We start from the raw sequence: 22,181 nt of genomic DNA, 5'->3' as shown, positions 1-22,181 counted from the left end.
GCCGCGACCCGGGGTGGGTCGCGGTCCTCCCCTGTCAGTCCTGCTGGTCGGTCGCGCCCGCCTCCGCGGCGCGCTGCCGGCGCACGGCGACGACCGCGGTGGTCCCCGCGGCGAGCACGCCGACGGCGGTGAACGCCACCCAGACCGCCGGCATCCCCGACGTCCCGGCGTCCTCCGGCTCGGCGGGGGCGGCCACGGGCGTGGCGGTGGCGTCGGCCGGCGCGGCGGACGGCTCGTCGGTCGCGGCCACCGGCTCCGGCTCGGGCTCCGCCTCCGACGCGAAGGTCACCGGCGTGAAGCTCTCGTTGTTCGCGTTCGCCACCCCGTGCGCGCCGATGGTGATCACGCCGCAGGTGACCTGCCGGCAGTCCACCTCGACCGTGCCCCCGTCGGGGCCGAGCGCCGTGAGCGTGGCACCCGGGATCGTCAGCTCGGTCGCCCAGGTGCCGTCCGCCGCGACCTCGCCGCCGTTCGCCTCCACGGCCGTGCTGCCCCCGGGGAACGCGACGAACCGCTGGTAGCCGGCGTTCTCCTGGCTCTGCTCGTCGACGGCGTACCGGTACTGGACGCCGGACGCGCCGCCCGCGCTGGGCCGCCAGCCGTCCCCCGCCGCCTCGTCCACCCACCCGAACAGCACGTAGATGCCGCCGAAGCCGCCGGCGACCGGCTGGAACCCGGTGCCGGCGAGCTGGACGACGGTGGCGGCGTCCGGAGCGGCGACGGCCTGGCCGCCCTCCCCGGTCACGACGACCTGCGGGCCGGCGGTCGCGGCCGCGGCGGGCGCGGCGGGCGCGAGCCCGGTGGCCAGCGCCAGCGCTCCGGCGGCGAGCACCCGGTGCAGGGGGCGGGTCGGGGTCATCGGGCTTCCTCCGGGGTGGTGCGGTCGGGCAGGACGATCAGGTCGCCTGTGCGCGGGTGCACGAGCACCTCCACGCGGTGCCGGTACACCTCGCCCAGCAGGTCGGGGCGGAGCACGTCGGCGGGCGTCCCCGCCGCGCGGACCCGGCCGCCGCCGAGCAGCAGGACGCGGTCGGCGTAGGCGGCGGCGAGGCTGAGGTCGTGCAGCACGGCGACGACGGCGTTCCCGGCGCGGGCGAGGTGGCGCGCCTGGGCGAGCACCATCTCCTGGTGCCGGAGGTCCAGGGCGGCCGTGGGCTCGTCGAGCAGCAGGACGGGCGTGTCCTGGGCGCGGGCGCGGGCGTACGCGGTGCGGGCCTTCTCCCCGCCGGACAGCGTGGGGAACCGGCGGTCGGCCAGGTGCCGGACGTCGCCGGCGGCCAGGGCACCGGCCACCACGGCGTCGTCGGCGTCGTCGGCGTCGGTCCCGCGCCACGGCGCCCGGCCCATCCGCACGACGTCGACCACGGAGAAGGGGAAGCTCAGCCGGTGCTCCTGGAGCAGCACCGCGCGGCGCCGGGCGAGCGCCGCCACCGGGAGGTCCGCGGCGGGCACCCCGCCGTACGCGACGGTGCCGCGGGTGGGGCGCAGGTCGCCCGCGAGCAGGCCGAGCAGCGTCGACTTTCCGGCCCCGTTCGGCCCGACGACCGCGAGCAGCTCGCCCGCGGCGAGGTCGAGGTCCACGCCGTCCAGCAGGGTCACCCCGTCCACGTCGTAGCCGGCCCCGCGCAGCGCGATCGCCGGCCCCGGCGCGGGCGCGGTCGCCGCCGGGTGCCCGAGGGTCTCCGGACCCCCGGTGCGCCCGCGGCGGCTCACGCCCAGCCCCCGGCCTGGCGGCGGGTGCGGCGGATCAGCCAGAAGAAGAACGGCCCGCCGACCAGCGCGGTGAGCATGCCGATCGGCAGGTCCGCGTAGGCGACGGCCGTGCGGGCCACCAGGTCGGCGGCCAGCAGCAGCACGGCACCGCCGAGCGCGCTCAGCGGGACGAGCACCCGGTGCCCGGGCCCGACGACCATCCGGACCAGGTGCGGCACGACGAGCCCGACGAACGCGATGATCCCGCAGAACGCCACCGCCGCCGCGGTCAGCAGGGCGACCGCGACGATGCTGACCACGCGCAGCCGCTCGACGTCCACACCGACGTGCCGCGCGGCGCGCTCCCCGAGCGAGAGCAGGTCCAGCCGGCGCGCCACCACCAGCGCGACCGCGACGCCCACGGCGACGAGCGGCGCGACGACGCCCACGTACGCCCACCGCGTGCCGTTCAGGCTGCCGAGCTGCCAGAACACGATCTGCTCGCGCGCCTGGGTGTCGGCGAGGAAGGTGAGGAACGCGATCCCCGCGCCGCAGACCGCGTTGACCGCCACGCCGGTGAGCACCAGGGTGACGACCTCGGTCCGCCCGCCCGACCGGGCCAGCAGGTAGACGGCCATCGTCGTGACGAGCCCGCCGCCGAACGCGAGCGCGGCCGAGGTGAACGGGCCGAGGAAGGTCCAGCCGAGCACGATGCCGGTGCACGCCGCGAGAGCGGCGCCCGACGACACCCCGACGACGCCGGGGTCGGCCAGCGGGTTGCCGAACACGCCCTGCATGACGGCCCCGGCGGTCGCGAGCGCGGCACCGGCGAGCACCGCCATCGCCACCCGCGGGAACCGGATGGTCCACAGCGCGGCGTCGCCGTTCGGGTGGGCGGGCAGCGGACCGGCGTCGATGCCGAGGCGGTGCAGCACCGAGCCGAGCACCTCGGCCGGCGGCACCCGCAGCTGCCCGGTCCCGGCGGCGACCACGGCGAGGGCGAGCAGGGCGAGCACGAGGCCGATCGCGAGCGGGACGACGCGGCGGTGCCGGGCGCGCGGGAGCGTCGCGGGTGCGGCGCCGGGCGCGGGCGGGACGGCGCGCGAGGTGCCCGGGGCCGTCCGGGTCGGCGCGGTCACGACGCGTCCGGCGCGTAGAACGCCCGCGCCAGCGCGTCGAGGGTCTGCGCCGACGTCGGCCCGAAGGACAGCACCTGGCTGTCGGCCATGTCGACGACCCGCCGGTGCTCGCCGGCCGGGGTCTGCGCGAGCGCCGGGAGCTGCTCGAGCAGCGCGTCCACGCCGCCGACGGACTCGAGCCCCTTCGTCATGACGAGCACCAGGTCCGGCTGCGCGGCCACGAGCCCCTCGTCGGTGATCGGCCGCATGCCCTGCCAGCCGATCTCCGCGGCCACGTCGACCGCGCCGAGGGCGCCGATCAGCGCGTCCGCCCCCGAGCCCTCGCCGAACAGGTAGTACACGCCCGCCTGCCCCCGCAGGTACAGGAACACCACCCGCAGGCGGTCGGCCGGGTCGTCGGGCGCGAGCCGGTCGATCTCGGCCGTGACGGCGTCGATCTCCGCCGCGGTGCGCTCCGCGAGCGCCGCACCCGCGTCGGGCAGCCCGACCGCCGCCGCGACCGCGTCGATCAGCGCGCCGACGGTGCCGAGGTCCCGGTGCGCGTCCACGACGACCACCGGGATGCCGGCGTCGCGCATCTGCAGGACGGTGTCCCAGGGCCCGAGCGTCGTGTCGGTGATGATCAGCGTCGGCGCCAGCTCGAGGATCGCCTCGCCGTTCAGGTCGTGGCCGTTCTGGGTGACGAGCGGCAGGTCGGCGATCTCGGGGAAGTCGGACGACGAGTCCCGGCCGACGACGCTGCCACCGGGGCCGAGCTCGAACACGATCCGGGAGGTCGAGCCGTAGAGGTCGAGCGCGAGGATCCGGCTGGTGTCGGTGACGGTGACCTCGGTGCCCTGCGCGTCCGTGACCGTCACGGGCAGCGCCGGCTCGGGGTCCTCGGCGACGGGCTGCACCGGGGTCGCGGCGGCGACGGCGGTCTGCTCGCCCTCCCACGCCCGGGGGTCGTCCACGGGCGTCACCGCGCTCAGCGCGGGCCGGTCAGCCGCCGCCACCGCGGTCCCGCCGGTGCTGCCGCCCGGGGTGGCGCAGCCGGCGAGCAGGGTGGCGAGCAGGGTGGCGAGCAGGGCCGCGACCAGCACCGGGACCGTGCGGCGGGGCCGAGCGGGGTGCGGGGCCGGGCCGGACGGACGGCGGCGATCCATGGCGGGGCAGCTCCTGGGGTGAAGGTGAGCCAAACCTAAGTTAGGTGCACCTCAGAAGACAAGCGGCACACGGACATGCGGGACATCCCGGACACGAACGGGTGAGGCGGCTCCTAGCCTGGGCGGATGCAGCCCGACACCCGCGAGAACCCGGAGGACCGCGCCGAGCGCCTGAAGGAACGGGTCTACGTGACCTTCGCCGCGCTGGCGGTCGTCCTCACGCTGCGCACGCACGAGGTCGGCGCCGGCACCGCCGCGACCACGCTGCTCATCACCGTCGGCGGCACGCTTCTCGCCGTGCTGCTGGCCGACGTCGTGTCGCCCCTCGCCGTCCACGCCGCGCTGCCGACGCGCGCCGAGGCGCGGCACATGGTCGGCGTCTGCACCGGGGCGCTGGGGGTGCTGGCGCTGCCGATGGTGTTCCTCGGCCTCGCCGCGTCCGGCGCCTGGCCGGTCGCCGGCGCGCTCCGGGCGTCGACCATCGCGCTCGTGGCGAGCCTCGGCGTCGTCGGGTGGCTCGCCGTCCGGCGGGTCGCGCTCCCCCGGTGGCAGAAGCTCGCGGTGCTCGCGGCGGAGGTCGCGCTGGGCGTGGCGGTCGTCGGGCTCGAGCTGCTGGCGCACGGGGCCTGGGGGGGCCCCGGGCCTCAGGCCCGGCGGTCGCCCTTCGCGGCGCGCTCCGCGTCCCGCTCCCGCAGCCGCTGCTCCTCGCGCTTCACCTCGGCCTGCGTGGCCCGCTCGCGGTGCAGCCACTCGGGGCTCTCCGCGATGATCGCGTCGATCTCCTCGGTGGTGAGCGGATCGGTCAGACCCGCCCGCGCGAGGCCGGACGTCGAGATCCGCAAGCGCGCCGCCACCACCGACCGCGGGTGCGGCCCGGTGCGGCGCAGCTCCACCAGCCACGGCGGGGGCGTGCGCTGCAGGGCGTCCAGCTCCTCGCGGGACACCGGGCCGGCCTGGAACTCCTCCGGGGTGGCCGGCAGGTACACGCCGAGCTTCGCCGCCGCGGTGGCGGGCTTCATCGTCTGCGGCTGGCGGGAGCGGCGAGCCGGGGCGGCCGGGCGGTCCGGGGAGTCGGAGGTCACCGGACCAGGATACGGACCGTCGCGCCGGACGCGGGCCGCGGACGTCGCGGCAGGAGGGTGCACCACCCCGGGGACGCCCATGTCGGCGAGCGGGACGGCCCCGCCCCGCGGCTAGGCTGACCGCGATGCCGCAGCCCCCCGCCCCCGAGCCCGCCGCCGGCCCCGCACCCGCCGCGCGGTTCCGGCTGCTCCTGGTGCCCGGCGTCGTCCCGGCGTCCTGGGTCCGGACGTGGCGCGAGCGGGTCGCCGACGTCCCGCTGGACCTCGTCCAGGCCGCCGCCGCGGACGCGACCCAGGCCCTGGTGGCCGACGAGGCCGACGCCGCGCTGCTGCGCCTCCCCGTCGACCGGGACGTGCTGTCGGCGATCCCGCTCTACGAGGAGACGACGGTCGTCGTGCTCCCGAAGGACCACCTGCTGACCGCGCTCGACGAGGTGTCGCCGGCCGACCTGACCGACGAGACGCTGCTGACGCCGGCGGACGACGTGCTCGGCTGGGCGGATCCCCCGGGCGAGCCGTCGCTGCTGCCGACGCCGGCGACCACCGAGGAGGCCGTGGCCCTCGTCGCGTCGGGGGTCGGGCTGCTCGTCGTGCCGCAGTCCCTCGCGCGGCTGCACCACCGCAGGGACCTCACGTACCGGCCGCTGACCGGGGCGCCGACCTCCCGGGCCGCCCTGGCGTGGCTGGCGACGCGGGACGGGGACCCGCTGCTCGAGGAGCTGATCGGGATCGTCCGGGGCCGCACGGTGAACTCGTCGCGCGGCCGCGGCCGGGCGGAGGCACCGGCCGAGCCGGCGCCGGCGCGCGGGCAGAGGAAGGCCGCGGGGACCGGGCAGCGCGGCGCGCGGCCGGGCCGCCCCGGGACGTCCCGCACGCAGCCGGGTCGCGGCGCCCGCGGCCGGCGCGGGAGGTAGCGGCCGTGCACATGCCCGCCCCGGGCCTGCGGGTCACGGTGCTCACCGGCGCCGGGATCTCGACGGGCGCCGGCATCCCGGACTTCCGCGGCCCGGACGGCACGTGGACCCGGCACCCCGAGCAGGCCGAGCTGCTGGAGATCGGCCGGTTCGTCGGCGACCCCGACGTGCGGCGCCGCGGGTGGCGGATGTGGCGCGAGCACCCGGCGTGGGCGGCGCGGCCGGCCGCGGGGCACGCGGCGCTGGCGGAGCTCGGGCGCGCCGGCCGGCTCCACGCCCTGCTGACGCAGAACTTCGACGGGCTGCACCAGGCGGCGGGCTCGGACCCGGGCGACGTCGTCGAGCTGCACGGCACGCTCCGGACGACCTCGTGCGTCACGTGCGGCGACCGGCAGCCGACCACCGACGTCCTCGCCCGGCTGGACGCCGAGCCGGACCCGCGGTGCGCGGCGTGCGGGGGCGTGCTGAAGCCGGACGTCGTGTACTTCGGCGAGCGGCTGCCGGAGCGGGCGCTGGACCGGGCGATCGGGGCGGCGCAGGACGGCGACGTGTTCCTCGCGGTCGGCACGACGCTCACCGTGCAGCCCGTGGCGAGCCTCGCGGGTCTGGCGGCGGAGGTGGGCGCGGAGGTGGTCGTCGTCAACGCCGAGCCGACCCCGTACGACCGCCTGGCCGACCGGGTGGTGCGCGAGCCGATCGAGCAGGCGCTCCCCGCGCTGGTGGCGGAGCTTCTCGCACGCGACTGACCCTCAAGCTCCTGGGGCGGGCGAGCCGATGACCTGCGGGTGAGCCGCCGCCTGCGCACCGCCGTCCTCGTCGCCCTGCCCCTCGCGCTCCTCTCGGTCGCCGTCGCCGTGTGGGCGGGGCCGTACTGGCTCGAGCGCGGACGGGAGTACCTCGACCGGCAGCGCTGGCCGGAGCAGCGCGAGCGCGTCCTCGACGCGATGGCCGCCGTGACGCTGCCACCGAGGTACGTCGAGGAGCCGTGCACCGGCGAGCCCGGGCCGGGCACCCGGTGCTGGCACGTCGACGCCCGGCCCCAGGACGTGACCGCCGAGCTCGCGGCCGCCCTGACCGCCGCCGGGGCCGAGGACGTCGTCACCGAGAACGCCCCGCTCGAGGGCCCGATCGTCCTCGGCCTGGCACGCGGGACGGTCGAGGGCCGGGAGGTCGGCCTGTTCGCCGCCGAGGAGGTCGACGAGGAGGCGACGCTCGCCGCCGGCGGGCTCGTCATGCGGCCGGGTGCCGTGGTGCGGTCGACGGCGGACCTCGACGCGCCGTGAGCGCGATCACGGGCTCGCCCCCTTTTCGGTAGCCCCGCGGCGGGCCTATAGTCCACGCGGACTATTCGACAAGGAGCATCCCGTGGCCACCACCCTCACCCCCCTCGCAGTCGCGACTCTCGCGCTGCTCGTGGAGCGCGCCATGCACCCGTACGAGCTGCACCAGGTGCTGCTCCAGCGGTCGACCGACCGGATCGTCAAGGTCCGCCCCGGGTCGCTCTACCACACGGTCGACCGGCTGCACCGCGACGGCCTGGTCGAGGCCGTCGGCACGGAACGCGCCGGCAACCGGCCCGAGCGCACCACCTACGCGATCACCCCGGCAGGTCGCGACGCCCTCGCCGAGGCCCTCGCCGCGATGATCGCCGCCCCCGTCAACGAGTTCCCCCGCCTCCCGCTCGCCCTGTCCGAGGCGCACCACCTGCCCCGCGAGACCGTCCTCGAGCTGCTGCGCGACCGGCGTCGCCGGCTCGACGAGGAGCTCGAGACCCTGCGCGGCGGCGTCACCCGGGTGACCGCCAAGCAGCTCCCGGCCCGCTACTGGGTCGACCTCACCTACCAGATCGCCGTGTACGAGACCGAGTCGCGCTGGATCGCGACCTTCATCGAGGGCATCGAGTCCGGCGACATCGCCTGGTGACTCCGGCCGCGGCCCCCGCCGTGCCGCCCTCCCGTCCCACCGAACGAGGAATCCGCATGTCCGACACCGTCCGGCCCTGGCCTGCCCTCTGGGCACTGGTCGTGGGCTTCTTCATGATCCTGGTCGACACCACGATCGTGTCCGTCGCGAACCCCGCCGTCATGGCCGGCCTGCACACGGACATCGACGCGGTGATCTGGGTGACCAGTGCCTACCTGCTCACCTACGCCGCGCCGCTGCTGGTCACCGGCCGGCTCGGCGACCGGTTCGGCCCGAAGCCCGTGTACCTGACCGGCCTGACGGTCTTCACGCTCGCGTCGGCGGCCTGCGGGCTGTCCGGCTCGATCGGCGCGCTGATCGCGGCGCGCGCGTTCCAGGGCCTCGGCGCCGCGCTGATGACGCCGCAGACCATGGCCGTCATCACCCGGCTGTTCCCGCCGGACTCCCGGGGCAAGGCGATGAGCCTGTGGGGCGCGACCGCGGGCGTGGCGACGCTGGTCGGCCCGATCCTCGGCGGCGTGCTCGTGGACGGGCTGGGCTGGGAGTGGATCTTCTTCGTCAACGTCCCGGTCGGGATCGTGGCGTTCGTGCTGGCCTGGCGGCTGGTGCCGCGGCTCGAGACGCACGCGCACACGTTCGACGTGGTGGGCGTGCTGCTCAGCGCGGTCGGCATGTTCCTGCTGGTGTTCGGCATCCAGGAGGGGCAGTCCTACGACTGGGGGCCGGCCGTGTGGGGGCTGATCGCCGCCGGCGTCGTCGTGCTGGGCCTGTTCCTGGTGCACCAGGCGCGGATGCGGGGCGAGCCGCTGCTGCCGCTCGGGCTGTTCCGGGACCGGAACTTCGCGCTGGCGAACGGGGCGATCAGCGCGCTCGGCTTCGTCGTGACCGGGATGTCCCTGCCGCTGGTGTTCTTCTACCAGCTGGTGCTCGGCTTCTCCCCGACGCGGTCCGCGCTCATGCTCGCGCCGATGGCGGTGATGACCCTCGTGCTGTCGCCCGTGATCGGCCGCCGCGTCGACACGACCAACCCGCGGAACATCGCCCTGGCCGGCATGCTGCTCCAGGCCGTCGCGCTGGTCTGGTTCGCGCTGTGGCTGACCCCGGACCCCGACCGGTGGGCCCGGCTCCTGCTGCCGAGCGCCCTGCTCGGCGTCGCGAGCGCGTGCCTGTGGTCGCCGATCTCCTCGGTCGCCACCCGGAACCTGCCGCGGCAGCAGGCCGGCGCGGGCTCGGGCGTGTTCAACACGACGCGGCAGATCGGGTCCGTGCTGGGGTCGGCGGCGATCGCCGCGCTGATCCAGGCCCGGCTCGTCGCGGAGCTCGGCGCCGGTGCGGCCGGCTCCACCGGCGCGGCGGAGGCGGCCGGCGCGCTGCCGGACGCGGTCAAGCACGGGTTCGCCTCGGCGATGGGCCAGTCCCTGCTGCTCCCGGCGGCGGTGGCCGTGGTCGGCGCGGTGGTCGTGGCCTTCTTCGCCCCGCCCCGCCGCACCCCCGCCGAGGCCCCCACCCCCGCGGGGGCGGTCCCCCAGGCCTGACCCCCGGGCCGGACGCCCGCGCAGAGTGGAAGGTCCGGACGGACACGCCGTGGGCGAGTCCGCTCGAACCTTCCACTCTGCGGGGGTGGGGTCGGGTGGTGGCCCCCCGGTCAGCCCGCCGACGCGATGCGGGTGCGCCAGCGGTCGTAGGCCGCGTTCGGGACGCGCGCCAGGACGTTGTCCGCGCCGCGGACCAGGTCCACCAGCCCGAACGGCATCAGGTACTCGTCCGCGGGCGCGGTGCCGTCCCGGTACGACCAGTCCATGAGGTCGAGCAGCGGGAACCAGAACACCGCGGTGACCGGCACCCCGTCGGCGCGGACCTTGTCCACGGTGTCGAGCAGGTCGTCCACCCACTGCGCCTTCGCCGCGACGTCCCGGGTGGCCCGCGAGGTCTCGGTGATCGCCAGCGGCAGGCCGTACCGCTCGTGGTACGCCCCGAGCAGCTCGACCAGCCCGGCGGTGCCGGCCTCGACCGGCGACTCCGCACCGTCGGCGGTGACCGCCTGGGTGGTGAACTCCGGGTAGTAGTTCACCCCGACGACGTCGGGCACGACCGCGTCCCGGCGCAGGGCGTCGAGGTCCTCCTCCCGGGCGCCGTGCCGCACGAGGTACCCGTGCAGCGCGTGCTCCGGCCCGATCCGCCCGGTGACGAGGTCGAGCGCGAGGAACCGCCACGCCTCCCCCTCGGCGACGGACATGCCGGCGGGCCCGTGGCCCTCCCAGAGGAACCCGGCGTCCACGTGCACGAACCGCGCGTCGGGCCGCACGGCGGCGACGGCCCGCTGGGTGGCGACCATGCCCCGCGCGAGCGGGATCAGCACGGCCACGAGGCCGTCCTCGCCGGTGAGGTACGGCGGCCACCGGCCGTCGCGCCCGCACCACACCGCGTTGACCATCGGCTCGTTCAGCGGGGTGACGTCGTCGACGACCCCGGGGTACCGCTGCGCGACGGCAGCGGCGTACCGGGCGACGAGCTCCGGGTACCGCGGGTCGAGGAACGCGTTCGCCAGCCACAGCGGCGTGCCGTAGTGCATGACGTCGAGGACGCAGTGCAGCCCGAGCCGCTGCATCTCGGCCATCACCTCGTCGAGCCAGCGGAAGTCGAACCGGCCCTCCTCGGGCTCGACCAGGTACCAGGGCGAGCCCCAGCGGATGAGCGTGGCGCCGGACTCCGCCGCGAGGCGCAGGTCCTCGCGCCACAGGTGGTAGTGCTGCGTCAGCTCGTACTCGTCGAGCTTGCGCTGCCCCACGCGCTCGGAGGGGATGAACGTGTCCTCGATGCCGACGCCGTGGTGCAGGCGCCCGTCGGTGTGCCAGGACGTGTCAGTCACGCAGACCTCACTTCATGCCGGTCGTCGCGATGCCCGCGACGAAGGACCGCTGGATGAGCAGGAAGAAGACGACGACCGGCAGCAGCGCCAGCACGGACCCGGCCATGAGCAGGCCGTACTCCACGACGTGCTGCCCCATGAACATCGCCAGGCCGGCGGGCAGGGTCGCGGACTCCAGGTTGTCCGCCATGATCAGCGGCCAGAGCAGGTCGTTCCAGTTGTACTGGAAGTGGAACAGGCCGAGCGTCAGCAGCGCGGGCTTCGCGAGCGGCGCGATGACCTGCACGAAGATCCGGGCCTCGGACGCCCCGTCGATGCGGGCGGCCTCCTCCAGGTCCCGCGGCAGCGACAGGAAGAACTGCCGCAGGAAGAAGATGCCGAACGCGTTGGTCAGCCGGGGCACGATCATGCCCGGCAGGGTCCCGGCCAGGCCGACCGCCGCGAGGGTGTCGTACAGCGGGATGAGGGTGACCTGGTACGGCAGCATCAGGAGCACGAGCACCAGCACGAACACCACGTTCTTGCCGCGGAAGTCCAGCCGGGCCAGCGCGTAGGCGGCCATCGCGTCGAACAGCAGCGAGAACACGGTGACCGCCCCGGCGAACACGATGGTGTTGCCGTACAGCTTCGCGAACGGGATCTGGGACCAGATGTCGCCGAAGTGCTCGAGGGTGAGCTCCCGCGGCCAGAGGGTCGGCGGGTAGGCGACGATGTCGGACTCCGGCTTGAACGCCGTGAGCACCATCCACACGATCGGCAGCAGCATCGCGGCGGCGATGACCAGCCCGGACAGGCCGGTCAGCCAGCGCCACAGCCGGTCGAGCCGCCGCACGTCGTGCCGCACGGGCGGCGGGGCGTCCTCGCCCGCGAGCCGGCCCGCGCCGGGCGCGAGCAGCGTGTCCCCGGCCATCAGTACGTCACCGCCCGCTTGCGGAAGTAGCCGAACTGGAGCATCGAGAGGATGAAGACCCCGAGCAGCAGCACCCACGAGATCGCGGAGCCGTAGCCGAGGCGCAGCTCCTCGAAGCCGACGCGGTACACGAGCATGACGAGCGTCTCCGTCTGGAAGTAGGGGCCGCCGTGCGTCATCACGTAGATCTGGTCGAAGGCCTGCAGGGTCGCGATGGCCGCCATGATCGAGATGAGCATCGTCTGGTTGGACAGCAGCGGCCAGGTCACGTTCCGGAAGCGGGTCCACGGGCCGGCGCCGTCGAGCGAGGCCGCCTCGTAGAGCTCGGTCGGGATCGACTGGAGACCGGCCAGGTACATGACCATGTAGAACCCGACGGTCTTCCAGATGCCGACGACCATGACGGCCGGCATCGCGAGCTCCGGGTCGGACAGCCAGCCCTGCGTGGACACGATGCCGAGCCCGTCCAGCCAGTGCGAGATCAGGCCGATGTTCGGGTCGAGCAGGAACGCCCACGCGATCGCGACGATCGCCAGCGAGACGATGAACGGCAGGAAGACCGCGGTCCGGATGAGCCCCCGGGCGAAGATCGCCCGGTTGAGCAGCAGCGCCAGCGCGAGCGCCAGGCCGACGGTCAGGGGCGTGACCACCACCGCGTAGACGAGCGTGTTGCCCAGCGCGTTGTGCACGGCCGGGTCCGTCAGCAGCTCGCGGTAGTTGTCCAGGCCGACCCACTGCGCGGGCTGGATGCGGTTGTAGTCCATGAAGGACAGGTAGGCCGACTGGATCATCGGCCAGAGCATGAACACCGCGATGGTCAGCAGGCTGGGCGCGAGGAACAGCCAGGCCGTCCGCTCGCGGCGGCGGGCCCCCCGCCCGCGCCGGGTCACGGCGCGGGCGGGGGGACGACGCACCGGGGGTGCGGCTGCGGCCATGACGTCAGCCCTTGTCGATCGCGGCCTGGATGTCCGCGTTCGCCTGCGTGAACACCTCGGTCAGGTCGCCGTCGCCGTTGAGCACGCGCTGCAGCGCCGGGTAGAAGATCGAGTCCGTGATGGTGCCCGAGTTCGGCACGCCCGCGAGGTAGACCTTGGCGCTGCCGAGCAGCTCCGGGTCGCCGAACACCGCGGAGTACGGGTTCTGCAGGTCCTCGGCCGGGATGTCGGTGCGCGTGGGCGGGAAGCCGGAGCCGTCGGCCCAGGTCTGCTGGGACTCCACGGAGTTCCAGTAGGCGAAGAACGTCTTGGCGGCGTCCTGCTGCGCCGCGTCAGCCTTGGCGTTCACCGTGAACGTCACCACGTCGCCCAGCGTGACCTGCGCGTCGGGGCCGGCGGGCGGTGCGGCGAGGCCGTAGTTCAGGCCCGCCTCGTCGAAGCCGGTGGTCATCCACGGGCCGACGATCTCCATCGCGGCCTTGCCGGTCTGGAACAGCTTGTCGGCGTCCGCGCCGGACAGGCCGATCGGCGACGCCTGCTTGTCGCGGACCTGCTCGACCCAGAACTCCAGCGCCTCGAGGCTCTCCGGGGAGTTCACGATCGCGGTGGTCGCGTCGTCCGAGACCACCCCGCCGCCGGTCCCCCAGAGCAGCATCTGCCAGATCGGCACCGTCGTGTGGTCGGCGAACGCCGCGGCGTACTGCTCGGGCTTGCCGTCGCCGTTCTCGTCGACCGTGAGCTTCTCGGCCATGGACGCGAACTCGTCCCAGGTGGCCGGCGGCTGCTCGGGGTCGAGGCCCGCGGCGCTGAACAGGTCCTTGTTCCAGTAGAGCATCATCGGCGCGATGTTCAGCGGGACGCCGTAGTTCGTCCCGTCGAAGATCGCCGCGTCCGTGGCCGCGTCCGGCAGCACCGACGTGTCCATGTAGGTGTCGGCGTAGAAGTCGTCGAGCGGCGCGAGCGCGCCCTTGGACGCGTACTGCGGCACGTTCGACGCGCTCATGGCGACCACCTGGGGGCCGTCGTCGGACGACAGCGAGGTGAGCACCTTCTGGTACAGCACGTCCCAGGGCATGACGTTCGGCTCGACGACGACCTCGTCCTGCGAGGCGTTGAAGTCGTCGATGATCTGCTGCACGGCCGGCCCGTCCGGGCCGGTCATGCCGTGCCAGAGCACGAGCTTCGTGGGGCCGTCGCCCCCGGTGGAGCCCTCGTCGTCCCCGGCCGAGCCCTGGCCGGCGCAGGCCGCCAGCGTCAGGGCGAGCCCCGCGGCCAGCGCGATCCCCCGCCTGGTGGTCCGTCGTCGGTGCATGTCCGGCATGTCCGCCTCCTCGCGGTCCCGAGCCGCCGTGGCTCCGCTTGCCACGGCATTGCAACGTGGCAAAACCTAGCGCGCACCTTTGCCACGTGGCAAACCGGCTAGTCTTCGCGGCATGACGCGCAGGGGTGCGGTGACGCTGCAGGAGGTGGCCCGGGTCGCGGGCGTGTCGCCGCGGACGGTGTCCAACGTGGTGAACGGGTACGAGCACGTCGCGCCGCGGACGCGCGAGCAGGTGCAGGCGGTGATCGACGCGCTCGGCTACCGGGCCAACGCCGCCGCCCGCTCGCTGCGGACCGGCCGGACCGGGCTCCTCGGCCTGGTCGTGCCCGCGCTCGACCAGCCGTACTTCGCCGAGCTCGCCCGCGCCGTGGTGCGCGAGGCCACCGGCGCCGGCTTCACCGTCGTGGTCGACCAGACCGACGGCGACCCGGACCGGGAGCGCGAGCTGCTGCTGCAGGGCCCGCGCGGCGCGATGTTCGACGGCCTCGTGCTGAGCCCGCTGGCCCTGACCGCCCGGGACCTGCTCGACGCCGACGCGACCCGGCCCGTCGTGCTGCTCGGCGAGCGGACCGTCGACACGGCGTTCGACCACGTGCACATCGACAACGTCGCCGCGGCGCGGGCGGCGGCGGAGCACCTGATCGGGACCGGGCGGCGGCGGATCGCGGCGATCGGCCTGCAGACCGAGGCGCACACCGGGCGGCAGCGCGCCGAGGGCTTCATGCTCGCGCTGGCCGAGGCCGGGCTGCCCGCGCACCCGCACCTGCTGCGGTACGTCGAGGCCTACGACCGGGCGTCGGGCTTCGCCGCGATGTCCGCGATGCTCGACGGCGACCTGCGGCCGGACGCGGTGTTCTGCTTCAACGACATGCTGGCGATCGGGGCGCTCCGGGCCTGCCTGACCCGCGGGGTGCGGGTGCCCGGGGACGTGGCGGTCATGGGGTTCGACGACGTCGAGGAGGTCCGGTACACGACGCCCTCGCTGAGCAGCGTCCGGCCCGACCGGGACGCCATCGCGCGGGTGGCCGTCGGGCGCCTCGTGGCGCGCGTGGAGCGGCGGGCCGACGGCGTCGGGCCGGCGCAGGACGTGACGGTCCCGCACGAGCTCGTGCTCCGGGAGTCGACCGGCCCGGCGTGACGACGGGCTTTGCAACGTGGCAACATGGGGACGGGCCCGGGCGCGTCCCCGGGCGAACCGACCGAACGACCGCGACACGAAGGACCGCCATGACGACGACGTCAGCACCCCGCGGGGCGCACCCCCGACCGCAGCTCGTCCGCCCCGACCGCTGGTGGTCGCTCGACGGCACCTGGGCGTTCGCGTTCGACGACGCCGACGCCGGGCTGCGCGAGCGGTGGCACGCCCCGGACGCCGCGGCGCGGTTCGACCGCGAGGTCCTCGTCCCGTTCCCGCCGGAGTCGGTGGCCTCGGGCGTCGCCGACCACGGCGACCACGCGGCGCTCTGGTACCGGCGCGGGCTGACGCTGCCGGACGGCCTCGGCGGCGACCGGCTGCTGCTGCACCTCGGCGCGGTCGACCACGAGTCGGACGTGTGGGTGGACGGCCAGCACGCCGCGCGGCACGAGGGCGGCCAGACCCCGTTCGCGGTGGACGTCACCGACCTGCTCGACCCCGCCCTGCCCGCCGACGGGCACGTCGTGGTGGTCCGCGCGACCGACGACCGCACCGACGTCGAGCAGCCGCGCGGCAAGCAGGACTGGCAGCCCGAGCAGCACGCCATCTGGTACCACCGCACCTCGGGCATCTGGCGCACCGTCTGGCTGGAGCAGGTGCCCGCCGTCGCCGTGGACTCCCTCGCCTGGCGGGCCGACGTGCCCGGCGCCCGGATGGCGGTGCAGGTCCGGCTGCGGGCGGCGGCCCCGGCCGGCGTGCGGGTGCGGGTGCGGCTGACGCACGGCGGCGCGGAGCTCGGCGCGGCCGAGGTGCCGGTCACCGGGTCGGTCGCCGACGTCGTCGTCCCGCTGCCGGCCCAGCACAACGGCCAGGCCTACGAGCGGCTGCTGTGGTCGCCGGACTCCCCCGTGCTGCTGGACGCCGAGGTGACCCTCGTCGACGCCGGCGGGGCCGCGCTCGACCGGGTGGACTCCTACTGCGGCCTGCGCTCCGTGGCCGTCGAGGGCGACACCCTGCTGCTCAACGACCGGCCGTTCGCGGTGCGCGCGGTGCTGGAGCAGGGCTACTGGCCGGACTCGCACCTCACGCCGCCCAGCCCCGAGGCGCTCCGGGACGAGGTGCAGCTCGCGCTCGACCTCGGCTTCAACACCGTGCGGATCCACCAGAAGGTCGAGGACCCGCGGTACCTGTACTGGTGCGACGTGCTGGGCCTCGCCGTGTGGTCCGAGACCGCCGGGGCGTACCGGTTCTCGGACGAGGCGGTCGCCCAGCTCACCCGCGACTGGCTCGACGTGGTCCGCCGGGACGTCTCGCACCCGAGCGTCATCGCGTGGGTGCCGTTCAACGAGTCCTGGGGCGTGCAGCACATCGCGCACGACCCCGCGCAGCAGGCGTACAGCCGGGCGCTCACCGACCTGACCCGGGCGCTCGACCCCACCCGGCCCGTCATCTCGAACGACGGCTGGGAGCACACCGCGTCCGACCTGCTCACCGTGCACGACTACGCCGACACCGGCGCGGTGCTGCGCGAGCGGTACGGGGACGCGGCGGCGGTCGCCCGCACGCTCGACGGCGTCGGGCCGGCCGGGCGGCGGATGTGGGTCGGCGGGCCGGCGCCGGAGCCGGGGACGATCCCGGTGCTGCTGTCCGAATTCGGCGGGGTGTCCTTCGCCCCCGGCGCCCCCGAGGGCTCCTGGGGCTACTCGGAGGCCCGCACCCCGGAGGATCTCGAGGCCCGCCTCACGGACCTCCTGGGCGCGGTCCGGGCGTCGACGGCCCTGAGCGGCTACTGCTACACCCAGCTCACCGACACGGGCCTGGAGACCAACGGCCTCTGCACGGCCGACCGCAAGCCCAAGCTCCCGGCGGCCACCCTCCGCCGCATCTTCGCCGGCTGACCGGGCCCCATCCCCACCCCCCACCCCACCCCACCCCCGCGGAGTGGAAGGTTCGGACGAACACGCCGTCGGCGAGTCCGCTCGAACCTTCCACTCGGCGGGAGGGTCGGGGGGTCGGGGGCAGGGGGCGGGCGCGTCAGGACGCGCGGCGGGTGATGCGGACGTGCCAGGCGTCGGGGCCGTCGACCAGGACCTCGGTGTCGATCGGGGCACGGTCGGCGAGCTGGGCCAGCAGGGGCGCCGGCAGGTGCGGCGCCACGATCACCAGCGAGCCGCCGGCCGGGATGGCCTCGAACGCGCCGAACACCGTGGCGTGCCGGATGGCGTGCGGGATCGCGCGGACGTCCAGCACCGGGTCCGCGTCGTCGTGGCCGCCGCAGCCGCAGGTGTGGCCGGCGGGCTCGGGGGCCTGCGGGAGGATCTGCACGGGCTCGGTCATGGGGTTCTCCTTCGGGGGGACCCGCACCGGACGGCGCGGGGGTCGGGCGCCGCGGTCAGGTCGCCGCGGACAGGTGCAGGTCGCAGTGGTGCGGGCCGGCGAACGGCACGAGCCGGTCCGCGCGGACGGGGCCGCCGACCCGGTCGAGCACCGCGCGCGCGAGGCCCAGGTGCACGCCGCACACCACCTCAGGGCGGGCGCGGGCGAGGTCGAGGAACGGGCAGCGCCACAGCCGGACCGTCGCGCCGTCGGCGTCCGGCACGGGATCGAAGCCGAGGCGGTCGAGGTGCCCGTCGAGCGCCCGGCGCTGCGCGTCCTGGCCGCGCGGGGCAGCGGCGGGCTCCGGCGCACCCGGCAAGGTCGCGAGCATCCGCTCCCCCGCGGCGACGGCGGCCCCGGCGACGTCGGGCTCGGCCGCGCCGTACGCGTCGAGCAGCAGCCGGGTCAGGCCGGACCGGGCCGCGGCCTCGTCCAGCCGCCGCGCCGGCCCCGGGTCGGCCGCGGTGCCGTCGGGGTCCACGACGGCCCGGTAGACCATGCGGGGCCGGCCGCGGACCGTGCGGACCTCGGGCTCGCGCAGCGCCGCGCCGGCCTCGACCAGGCGGTCCAGGTGGGTGCGGACGGTGTTCTCGTGCAGGCCGGTGCGGTCCGCGAGCGCCGCGACCGTCGCCGTCCCGTCCTCGCGGAGCAGGTGCAGCAGGTCGAGCCGGCTGCTGGCGGGGCCGGAGCGGGCGGTCGCGGGGCGGCGCGGGGCGGCAGGGGGCGGCGGGACGTCGCTCGGGGTCATGCCGGCCTCCTCCCGGGGTCGCGGGTCGTCGAGCGCTGGGCGGCGGGCGGCCGGGACCGAGGTCCCTGCCGCCGCACCCTGCCGATTAAATACCGTTAGCCCGTGGAAAACCCCGGGACCCCTGTCCCACGTCACGTCGTCCTCCTGGTCCCCGGCGGCCTCGCGCTGCTGGCCGGTCTGGACGCGGCCCTGCTGCGCCTCGGGCTCGGCGCCCCCGTCGCGAGCGACCGCTGGTCCGACGTGCACGGGCCGCTCATGGTGCTCGGCTTCGTCGGCACGCTCGTCGCGCTCGAGCGCGCGGTGGCCGTCCGGCGACCGGCGCTGCTCGCGGCGCCCGCGCTGCTCGGCCTCGGCGGTCTCGCGCTGCTCAGCCCGCTGCCCCTGTGGGCCGGGCAGGTGGCGTTCGTCGGCGGCACCGCCGTGCTGCTCGGCGTGTACGGGGTGGTGTGGCGGCGGCAGCCGGCGGTCGCGGTGGCCGTGCAGGCGATGGGCGCGCTGCTCGGCCTCGCGTCGGCGCTGCTCTGGCTGGCCGGCGTGCCGGTCCCGCACCTGATCCCGACGCTGGCCGGGTTCCTCGTGCTCACCGTCGCGGGCGAGCGTCTCGAGCTGCTCCGGGTCGGGAACCCGTCCCCGCGCGTCGAGGACGCCGTCGGGGTGCTCGCCCTCGCCTGGGCCGCGGCGGGCACGGTCGCGCTGCTGTGGCCCGACGCCGGGTGGACCGCGCTCGGGGCCGTGCTGCTCGCGCTGGTGGCCGTCCTCGCCCGGCACGACGTCGCCCGGCGCACCGTGCGCGGCACCGGGCTGCCGCGGTTCATGGCGTGCGCGATGCTCGGCGGCTACGCGTGGCTGGCCGTGGCCGGCGCGGTGTGGCTGGTGTCCGGGCCGGTGCTGTCCGGGCGCGGCTACGACGCCGTGCTGCACGCGGTGTTCCTCGGCTTCGTGCTGTCGATGATCATGGCGCACGCGCCGGTCATCCTCCCGGCCGTGATCCGCCGGCCCCTGCCCTACCGCCCGGTGATGTACGTCCCGCTGGCGCTGCTGCACGCGACGCTGCTGCTGCGGGTGCTCGTCGGGGACGCCCGCGGGGTGGACCTGGCCGTGCAGGTCGGGGGCGTGGGGAACATCGTCGCGCTGCTGCTGTTCGTCGTGCTGGCCGCGGGCTCCGCGATCGCCGGCCCACGCCGCCCCCGCACCACCCGCACCCCGCCGACCCCCGATGCCCCCGCGGCCCCCGATGCCCCCCACGAAGTGGACGGTTCGGACCGACACGCCGCCGGCGAGTCCGCTCGAACCGTCCACCCTGCGGGGGCGGGGCCCGTCATGACCCTGGGCGGGGGTGCGCGGTGAGGCGCGCCGACCGGCACCTGCGCGCGAACCTGCTCGTGCTCGCGTGGCTGGCCGCGGCGGCCGTCGTCGCCGCGCTGCACCGGTTCGTCCCCGAGTCGGGCTGGCTCATGGTGCACCTGCTGCTGCTCGGCGGCGTGAGCACCGCGATCCTCATCTGGAGCCAGCACTTCGCGGACACCCTGATCCGCCGCCCCGCCCCGCCCCGCGCCCTGACGCTGCGCCTCGCGGTGCACACCGCCGGGACGCTGCTGGTGGTCGGCGGCATCGCGATGCCGAGCACGCCCCTGGTCGTCGCGGGCGGCGCGGCCGTCGCGGGCGCCGCGATGTCCCAGGCCGTCGGCATCGTCCGGCAGCGCCGGGGCGCCCTGCCCGCCCGGTTCGCGTACCTCGCGCGGTCCTACGTCGTGGCCGCGCTGCTGCTGGTGCCCGGCGTGGTGTGCGGCGTCGTCATGGCCCGCCTGGAGCCCGGCCCGCAGGAGTACGCGCGCTGGTACGTCGCGCACGTGGCGCTGACGCTGCTCGGCTGGGTGGCCGTCACCGTCGCCGGGACGCTGGCCGTGCTGTGGCCGACCGTCCTGCACACCCGGATCGACGCCCCCGCCGAGCGGGACGCCCGCCGGTCGCTGGGGCCGCTCACCGCGGGCCCGGTGCTGATCGCCCTCGCCGCGGCGCTCGACCTGCGGTGGCTCGTCGCCGTGGGCGCGGCCGTCGCCCTGGTCGGGACCGCCCTCGTGGCTCGCGTGCTGGTCGCCCAGGCCCGGGTCGCCACCCCGCGGACGTTCGGGGCGTGGAGCCTCGCCGCCGCGGTCGCGTGGTGGGCCGGGGCCACGGTGGCGTTCGCCGTCGTCGTGGTGACGGCGGGCTCCTGGGCCGCGGCCGTCCCCCGGCTGACCGGTCTGGTCCCCGCGTTCGTCGTCGGCTTCGCCGCGCAGGTGCTCGGCGGCGCGCTGTCGGCGCTGCTGCCGGTCGTGCTCGGCGGCGGGCCCGCCGTCGCGAAGCGCACCGCCGCGGAGCTCGACCGCGCCGGGATCCTGCGCTGCGTGCTGCTCAACGGGGCGCTGCTGCTGTTCGTCACCGCGACGCCCAGCGTGGTCCGCGTCGTGACGTCGATGCTCGGGCTCGCCGTGGCCGTGTGGTTCCTCGTGCTCGCCGTGCGGGCCGTGCGGGTCAGCCGCCGCGACCCCGCGGCCGCGCCGGAGCCCGCGCCCGGCTCCGACCACCCCGGCGTGGTCCGCGCCCGGCGGCACGGCGCCGCGACGGCCGGCGTCGGAGCGCTGCTGCTCGTCGTCGCGCTCGGCGTCGCCGCCGACCCCGACGCCGCGGGCCTGACCGGCGCGGTCGCGGGATCAGGGACGGCGGCCGCCGCCACCGGCCGCACCACGACGGTCGAGGTCGAGGCGCAGGACATGCGGTTCGTCCCCGACCGCATCGAGGTGCCCGCCGGCGACCGGCTCGTCATCGAGGTCACCAACACCGACGTCGCGGTGCACGACCTGGTGCTGGACGGCGGCGCGACCAGCGGCCGGCTCGCGCCGGGCGCCACCGCGACCGTGGACGTCGGCGTCGTGGGGGCGGACCTCGAGGGCTGGTGCTCCGTCGCGGGCCACCGGCTGATGGGGATGACGCTCGACGTCGTCGTCACCGGCGGGACGACCGCGCAGGCGGCACCGGACGACGCCGCCGCGACCGACGGGGCAACCGGCGGGCACGAGCACCACATGACCGACGACGCCACCGGCCCGTCGCCCGTCCTCGACCCCCTGGCCGAGCCCGACGACGCCTTCGAGGCCCGGGACGCCGCGCTGCCCCCGGTCGGCGACGGCACCACGCACCACGTCACCCTGGAGGTCACCGAGACCGAGCAGGAGGTCGCCCCGGGGATCACCCGCACGGCGTGGACGTTCGGCGGCACCGCGCCCGGGCCGGTGCTGCACGGCCGGGTCGGCGACACCTTCGTCATCACGCTGGTCAACGACGGCACCCTCGGGCACTCGATCGACTTCCACGCCGGCGCGCTCGCCCCGGACGACGTCATGCGCACCATCGCCCCCGGCGAGACGCTGACCTACACGTTCACGGCCGAGCGGTCGGGCATCTGGATGTACCACTGCTCGACGATGCCGATGAGCCTGCACATCGCGAACGGGATGTTCGGCGCCGTCGTCATCGACCCGCCCGGGCTGCCGGAGGTGGACCGCGAGTACGTCGTCGTCCAGTCCGAGCTCTACCTGGGCGCGCAGGGCGGCACGGCGGACGAGGCGAAGCTGACCGCGCAGCAGCCGGACGCCGTGACGTTCAACGGCTACGCGTTCCAGTACCGCGACCGGCCGCTCGCCGCCCGGGTCGGCGAGCGGGTGCGCGTCTGGGTGCTGGACGCCGGGCCGAACCTGCCGTCGTCGTTCCACGTGGTCGGCGGCCAGTTCGACACCCTGTACCGGGAGGGCGACTGGGTGCTGCGGGACGGCGGGTCGACCGGCACGGGCGGGGCGCAGACGCTGGCCCTGCAGCCGGCCGAGGGCGGGTTCGTCGAGCTGACGTTCCCGGAGGCGGGGACGTACCCGTTCGTGTCGCACATCATGGGCGACGCGGAGCGCGGGGCGCAGGGGCGGTTCGCGGTCGAGCCGTGAGCCGGTCGCGCTACGGTG

21 protein-coding genes are annotated in these 22,181 nt (G+C 75.8%); 9 read left to right on the top strand and 12 right to left on the bottom strand.

Going from position 1 to position 22,181, the window contains the following annotated elements:
* Window positions 1-34: 34 nt before the first annotated feature.
* Genes HNR08_RS10785 through HNR08_RS10760 form a run of 6 tightly spaced genes read right to left on the bottom strand, consistent with a single transcriptional unit; the run spans window position 35 to window position 4,995 of the window.
* Complete coding sequence (locus HNR08_RS10785) at window positions 35-859, bottom strand: hypothetical protein (RefSeq protein ID WP_146832800.1); 825 nt, start codon at window positions 857-859, stop codon at window positions 35-37.
* Window positions 856-1,713: a heme ABC transporter ATP-binding protein gene (locus HNR08_RS10780; protein WP_146832802.1), complete on the bottom strand. Its 858-nt coding sequence runs from the start codon at window positions 1,711-1,713 to the stop codon at window positions 856-858. The genes HNR08_RS10785 and HNR08_RS10780 overlap by 4 nt, the downstream gene beginning before the upstream one ends.
* The gene (locus HNR08_RS10775) at window positions 1,710-2,831 is read right to left on the bottom strand and encodes a FecCD family ABC transporter permease (RefSeq protein WP_146832805.1); all 1,122 of its coding nucleotides are present in this window, start codon (window positions 2,829-2,831) and stop codon (window positions 1,710-1,712) included. The genes HNR08_RS10780 and HNR08_RS10775 overlap by 4 nt, the downstream gene beginning before the upstream one ends.
* Entirely contained in the window at window positions 2,828-3,976 is a 1,149-nt protein-coding gene (locus tag HNR08_RS10770) for a heme/hemin ABC transporter substrate-binding protein (protein ID WP_146832808.1), read from the bottom strand. Before HNR08_RS10770 ends, HNR08_RS10775 begins: the two co-directional genes overlap by 4 nt.
* A gap of 51 nt (window positions 3,977-4,027) precedes the next feature.
* Window positions 4,028-4,597 carry a hypothetical protein gene (locus tag HNR08_RS10765; protein ID WP_146832811.1) on the bottom strand — a complete coding sequence of 190 codons (570 nt, stop codon included), beginning with the start codon at window positions 4,595-4,597 and terminating at the stop codon, window positions 4,028-4,030.
* A gap of 23 nt (window positions 4,598-4,620) precedes the next feature.
* Window positions 4,621-4,995, bottom strand: coding sequence for a DUF5997 family protein (locus HNR08_RS10760; protein WP_146833002.1), 375 nt, complete (start codon window positions 4,993-4,995; stop codon window positions 4,621-4,623).
* Window positions 4,996-5,183: 188 nt separating this feature from the next.
* On the opposite strand from HNR08_RS10760, the gene HNR08_RS10755 reads away from it, so the two are divergent.
* The 5 genes from HNR08_RS10755 to HNR08_RS10735 all read left to right on the top strand — a co-directional run bounded on the left by HNR08_RS10755 (window position 5,184) and on the right by HNR08_RS10735 (window position 9,430).
* Window positions 5,184-5,972 (top strand): LysR family substrate-binding domain-containing protein, encoded by a 789-nt coding sequence (locus tag HNR08_RS10755; RefSeq protein ID WP_146832814.1) that lies wholly within the window; start codon window positions 5,184-5,186, stop codon window positions 5,970-5,972.
* 11 nt (window positions 5,973-5,983) lie between these two features.
* On the top strand, window positions 5,984-6,718 hold the full coding sequence (locus HNR08_RS10750; RefSeq protein WP_146833005.1) for an SIR2 family NAD-dependent protein deacylase: 735 nt from the start codon (window positions 5,984-5,986) through the stop codon (window positions 6,716-6,718).
* 39 nt (window positions 6,719-6,757) lie between these two features.
* Entirely contained in the window at window positions 6,758-7,255 is a 498-nt protein-coding gene (locus tag HNR08_RS10745) for a hypothetical protein (RefSeq protein ID WP_146832817.1), read from the top strand.
* Window positions 7,256-7,337: 82 nt separating this feature from the next.
* Window positions 7,338-7,895, top strand: a complete 558-nt coding sequence (locus HNR08_RS10740) for a PadR family transcriptional regulator (RefSeq protein ID WP_246802892.1) — start codon at window positions 7,338-7,340, stop codon at window positions 7,893-7,895.
* Window positions 7,896-7,951: 56 nt separating this feature from the next.
* Window positions 7,952-9,430: a DHA2 family efflux MFS transporter permease subunit gene (locus HNR08_RS10735; protein ID WP_146832820.1), complete on the top strand. Its 1,479-nt coding sequence runs from the start codon at window positions 7,952-7,954 to the stop codon at window positions 9,428-9,430.
* Window positions 9,431-9,540: 110 nt separating this feature from the next.
* Here HNR08_RS10735 and HNR08_RS10730 read toward each other — a convergent pair whose 3' ends face one another.
* From HNR08_RS10730 to HNR08_RS10715, 4 genes are read right to left on the bottom strand one after another with little or no spacing between them, the layout of a single operon-like run.
* The gene (locus HNR08_RS10730; RefSeq protein ID WP_146832823.1) at window positions 9,541-10,764 is read right to left on the bottom strand and encodes a family 1 glycosylhydrolase; all 1,224 of its coding nucleotides are present in this window, start codon (window positions 10,762-10,764) and stop codon (window positions 9,541-9,543) included.
* Window positions 10,765-10,771: 7 nt separating this feature from the next.
* Window positions 10,772-11,674, bottom strand: a complete 903-nt coding sequence (locus HNR08_RS10725; protein ID WP_146832826.1) for a carbohydrate ABC transporter permease — start codon at window positions 11,672-11,674, stop codon at window positions 10,772-10,774.
* On the bottom strand, window positions 11,674-12,609 hold the full coding sequence (locus HNR08_RS10720; RefSeq protein WP_146832828.1) for a carbohydrate ABC transporter permease: 936 nt from the start codon (window positions 12,607-12,609) through the stop codon (window positions 11,674-11,676). Before HNR08_RS10720 ends, HNR08_RS10725 begins: the two co-directional genes overlap by 1 nt.
* Before the next feature lie 4 nt (window positions 12,610-12,613).
* Window positions 12,614-13,930 carry an ABC transporter substrate-binding protein gene (locus HNR08_RS10715; RefSeq protein WP_146832831.1) on the bottom strand — a complete coding sequence of 439 codons (1,317 nt, stop codon included), beginning with the start codon at window positions 13,928-13,930 and terminating at the stop codon, window positions 12,614-12,616.
* A 112-nt stretch (window positions 13,931-14,042) separates the two neighbouring features.
* Between HNR08_RS10715 and HNR08_RS10710 the strand changes: the two genes are divergently transcribed.
* Window positions 14,043-15,068 (top strand): LacI family DNA-binding transcriptional regulator, encoded by a 1,026-nt coding sequence (locus tag HNR08_RS10710; RefSeq protein ID WP_146832833.1) that lies wholly within the window; start codon window positions 14,043-14,045, stop codon window positions 15,066-15,068.
* 89 nt (window positions 15,069-15,157) lie between these two features.
* On the top strand, window positions 15,158-16,963 hold the full coding sequence (locus HNR08_RS10705; RefSeq protein ID WP_146832836.1) for a glycoside hydrolase family 2 protein: 1,806 nt from the start codon (window positions 15,158-15,160) through the stop codon (window positions 16,961-16,963).
* Between the two features lie 136 nt (window positions 16,964-17,099).
* On the opposite strand, the gene HNR08_RS10700 is transcribed toward HNR08_RS10705, so the two are convergent.
* Complete coding sequence (locus HNR08_RS10700) at window positions 17,100-17,402, bottom strand: DUF2249 domain-containing protein (RefSeq protein WP_146832840.1); 303 nt, start codon at window positions 17,400-17,402, stop codon at window positions 17,100-17,102.
* Between the two features lie 55 nt (window positions 17,403-17,457).
* Complete coding sequence (locus HNR08_RS10695; protein WP_146832844.1) at window positions 17,458-18,189, bottom strand: helix-turn-helix transcriptional regulator; 732 nt, start codon at window positions 18,187-18,189, stop codon at window positions 17,458-17,460.
* Between the two features lie 102 nt (window positions 18,190-18,291).
* Between HNR08_RS10695 and HNR08_RS10690 the strand changes: the two genes are divergently transcribed.
* The gene (locus HNR08_RS10690; RefSeq protein ID WP_221286344.1) at window positions 18,292-19,536 is read left to right on the top strand and encodes a hypothetical protein; all 1,245 of its coding nucleotides are present in this window, start codon (window positions 18,292-18,294) and stop codon (window positions 19,534-19,536) included.
* Entirely contained in the window at window positions 19,533-22,163 is a 2,631-nt protein-coding gene (locus HNR08_RS10685) for a multicopper oxidase domain-containing protein (protein WP_146832847.1), read from the top strand. The genes HNR08_RS10690 and HNR08_RS10685 overlap by 4 nt, the downstream gene beginning before the upstream one ends.
* Window positions 22,164-22,181: the final 18 nt, after the last annotated feature.

Source organism: Cellulomonas hominis (genome assembly GCF_014201095.1).
In the GTDB taxonomy this organism is placed as follows: Bacteria; Actinomycetota; Actinomycetes; order Actinomycetales; family Cellulomonadaceae; genus Cellulomonas; species Cellulomonas hominis.
This window is presented reverse-complemented; position numbering and strand designations above follow the sequence as displayed.

What these genes read in the sequence shown, in the direction of transcription:
- HNR08_RS10785 (WP_146832800.1), bottom strand. Translation starts at nt 859, where the DNA reads ATGACCCCGACCCGCCCCCTGCACCGGGTGCTCGCCGCCGGAGCGCTG.
- HNR08_RS10770 (WP_146832808.1), bottom strand. Translation starts at nt 3,976, where the DNA reads ATGGATCGCCGCCGTCCGTCCGGCCCGGCCCCGCACCCCGCTCGGCCC.
- HNR08_RS10760 (WP_146833002.1), bottom strand. Translation starts at nt 4,995, where the DNA reads ATGAAGCCCGCCACCGCGGCGGCGAAGCTCGGCGTGTACCTGCCGGCC.
- HNR08_RS10755 (WP_146832814.1), top strand. Translation starts at nt 5,184, where the DNA reads ATGCCGCAGCCCCCCGCCCCCGAGCCCGCCGCCGGCCCCGCACCCGCC.
- HNR08_RS10750 (WP_146833005.1), top strand. Translation starts at nt 5,984, where the DNA reads ATGCCCGCCCCGGGCCTGCGGGTCACGGTGCTCACCGGCGCCGGGATC.
- HNR08_RS10735 (WP_146832820.1), top strand. Translation starts at nt 7,952, where the DNA reads ATGTCCGACACCGTCCGGCCCTGGCCTGCCCTCTGGGCACTGGTCGTG.
- HNR08_RS10725 (WP_146832826.1), bottom strand. Translation starts at nt 11,674, where the DNA reads ATGGCCGGGGACACGCTGCTCGCGCCCGGCGCGGGCCGGCTCGCGGGC.
- HNR08_RS10720 (WP_146832828.1), bottom strand. Translation starts at nt 12,609, where the DNA reads ATGGCCGCAGCCGCACCCCCGGTGCGTCGTCCCCCCGCCCGCGCCGTG.
- HNR08_RS10715 (WP_146832831.1), bottom strand. Translation starts at nt 13,930, where the DNA reads ATGCCGGACATGCACCGACGACGGACCACCAGGCGGGGGATCGCGCTG.
- HNR08_RS10710 (WP_146832833.1), top strand. Translation starts at nt 14,043, where the DNA reads ATGACGCGCAGGGGTGCGGTGACGCTGCAGGAGGTGGCCCGGGTCGCG.
- HNR08_RS10705 (WP_146832836.1), top strand. Translation starts at nt 15,158, where the DNA reads ATGACGACGACGTCAGCACCCCGCGGGGCGCACCCCCGACCGCAGCTC.
- HNR08_RS10700 (WP_146832840.1), bottom strand. Translation starts at nt 17,402, where the DNA reads ATGACCGAGCCCGTGCAGATCCTCCCGCAGGCCCCCGAGCCCGCCGGC.
- HNR08_RS10695 (WP_146832844.1), bottom strand. Translation starts at nt 18,189, where the DNA reads ATGACCCCGAGCGACGTCCCGCCGCCCCCTGCCGCCCCGCGCCGCCCC.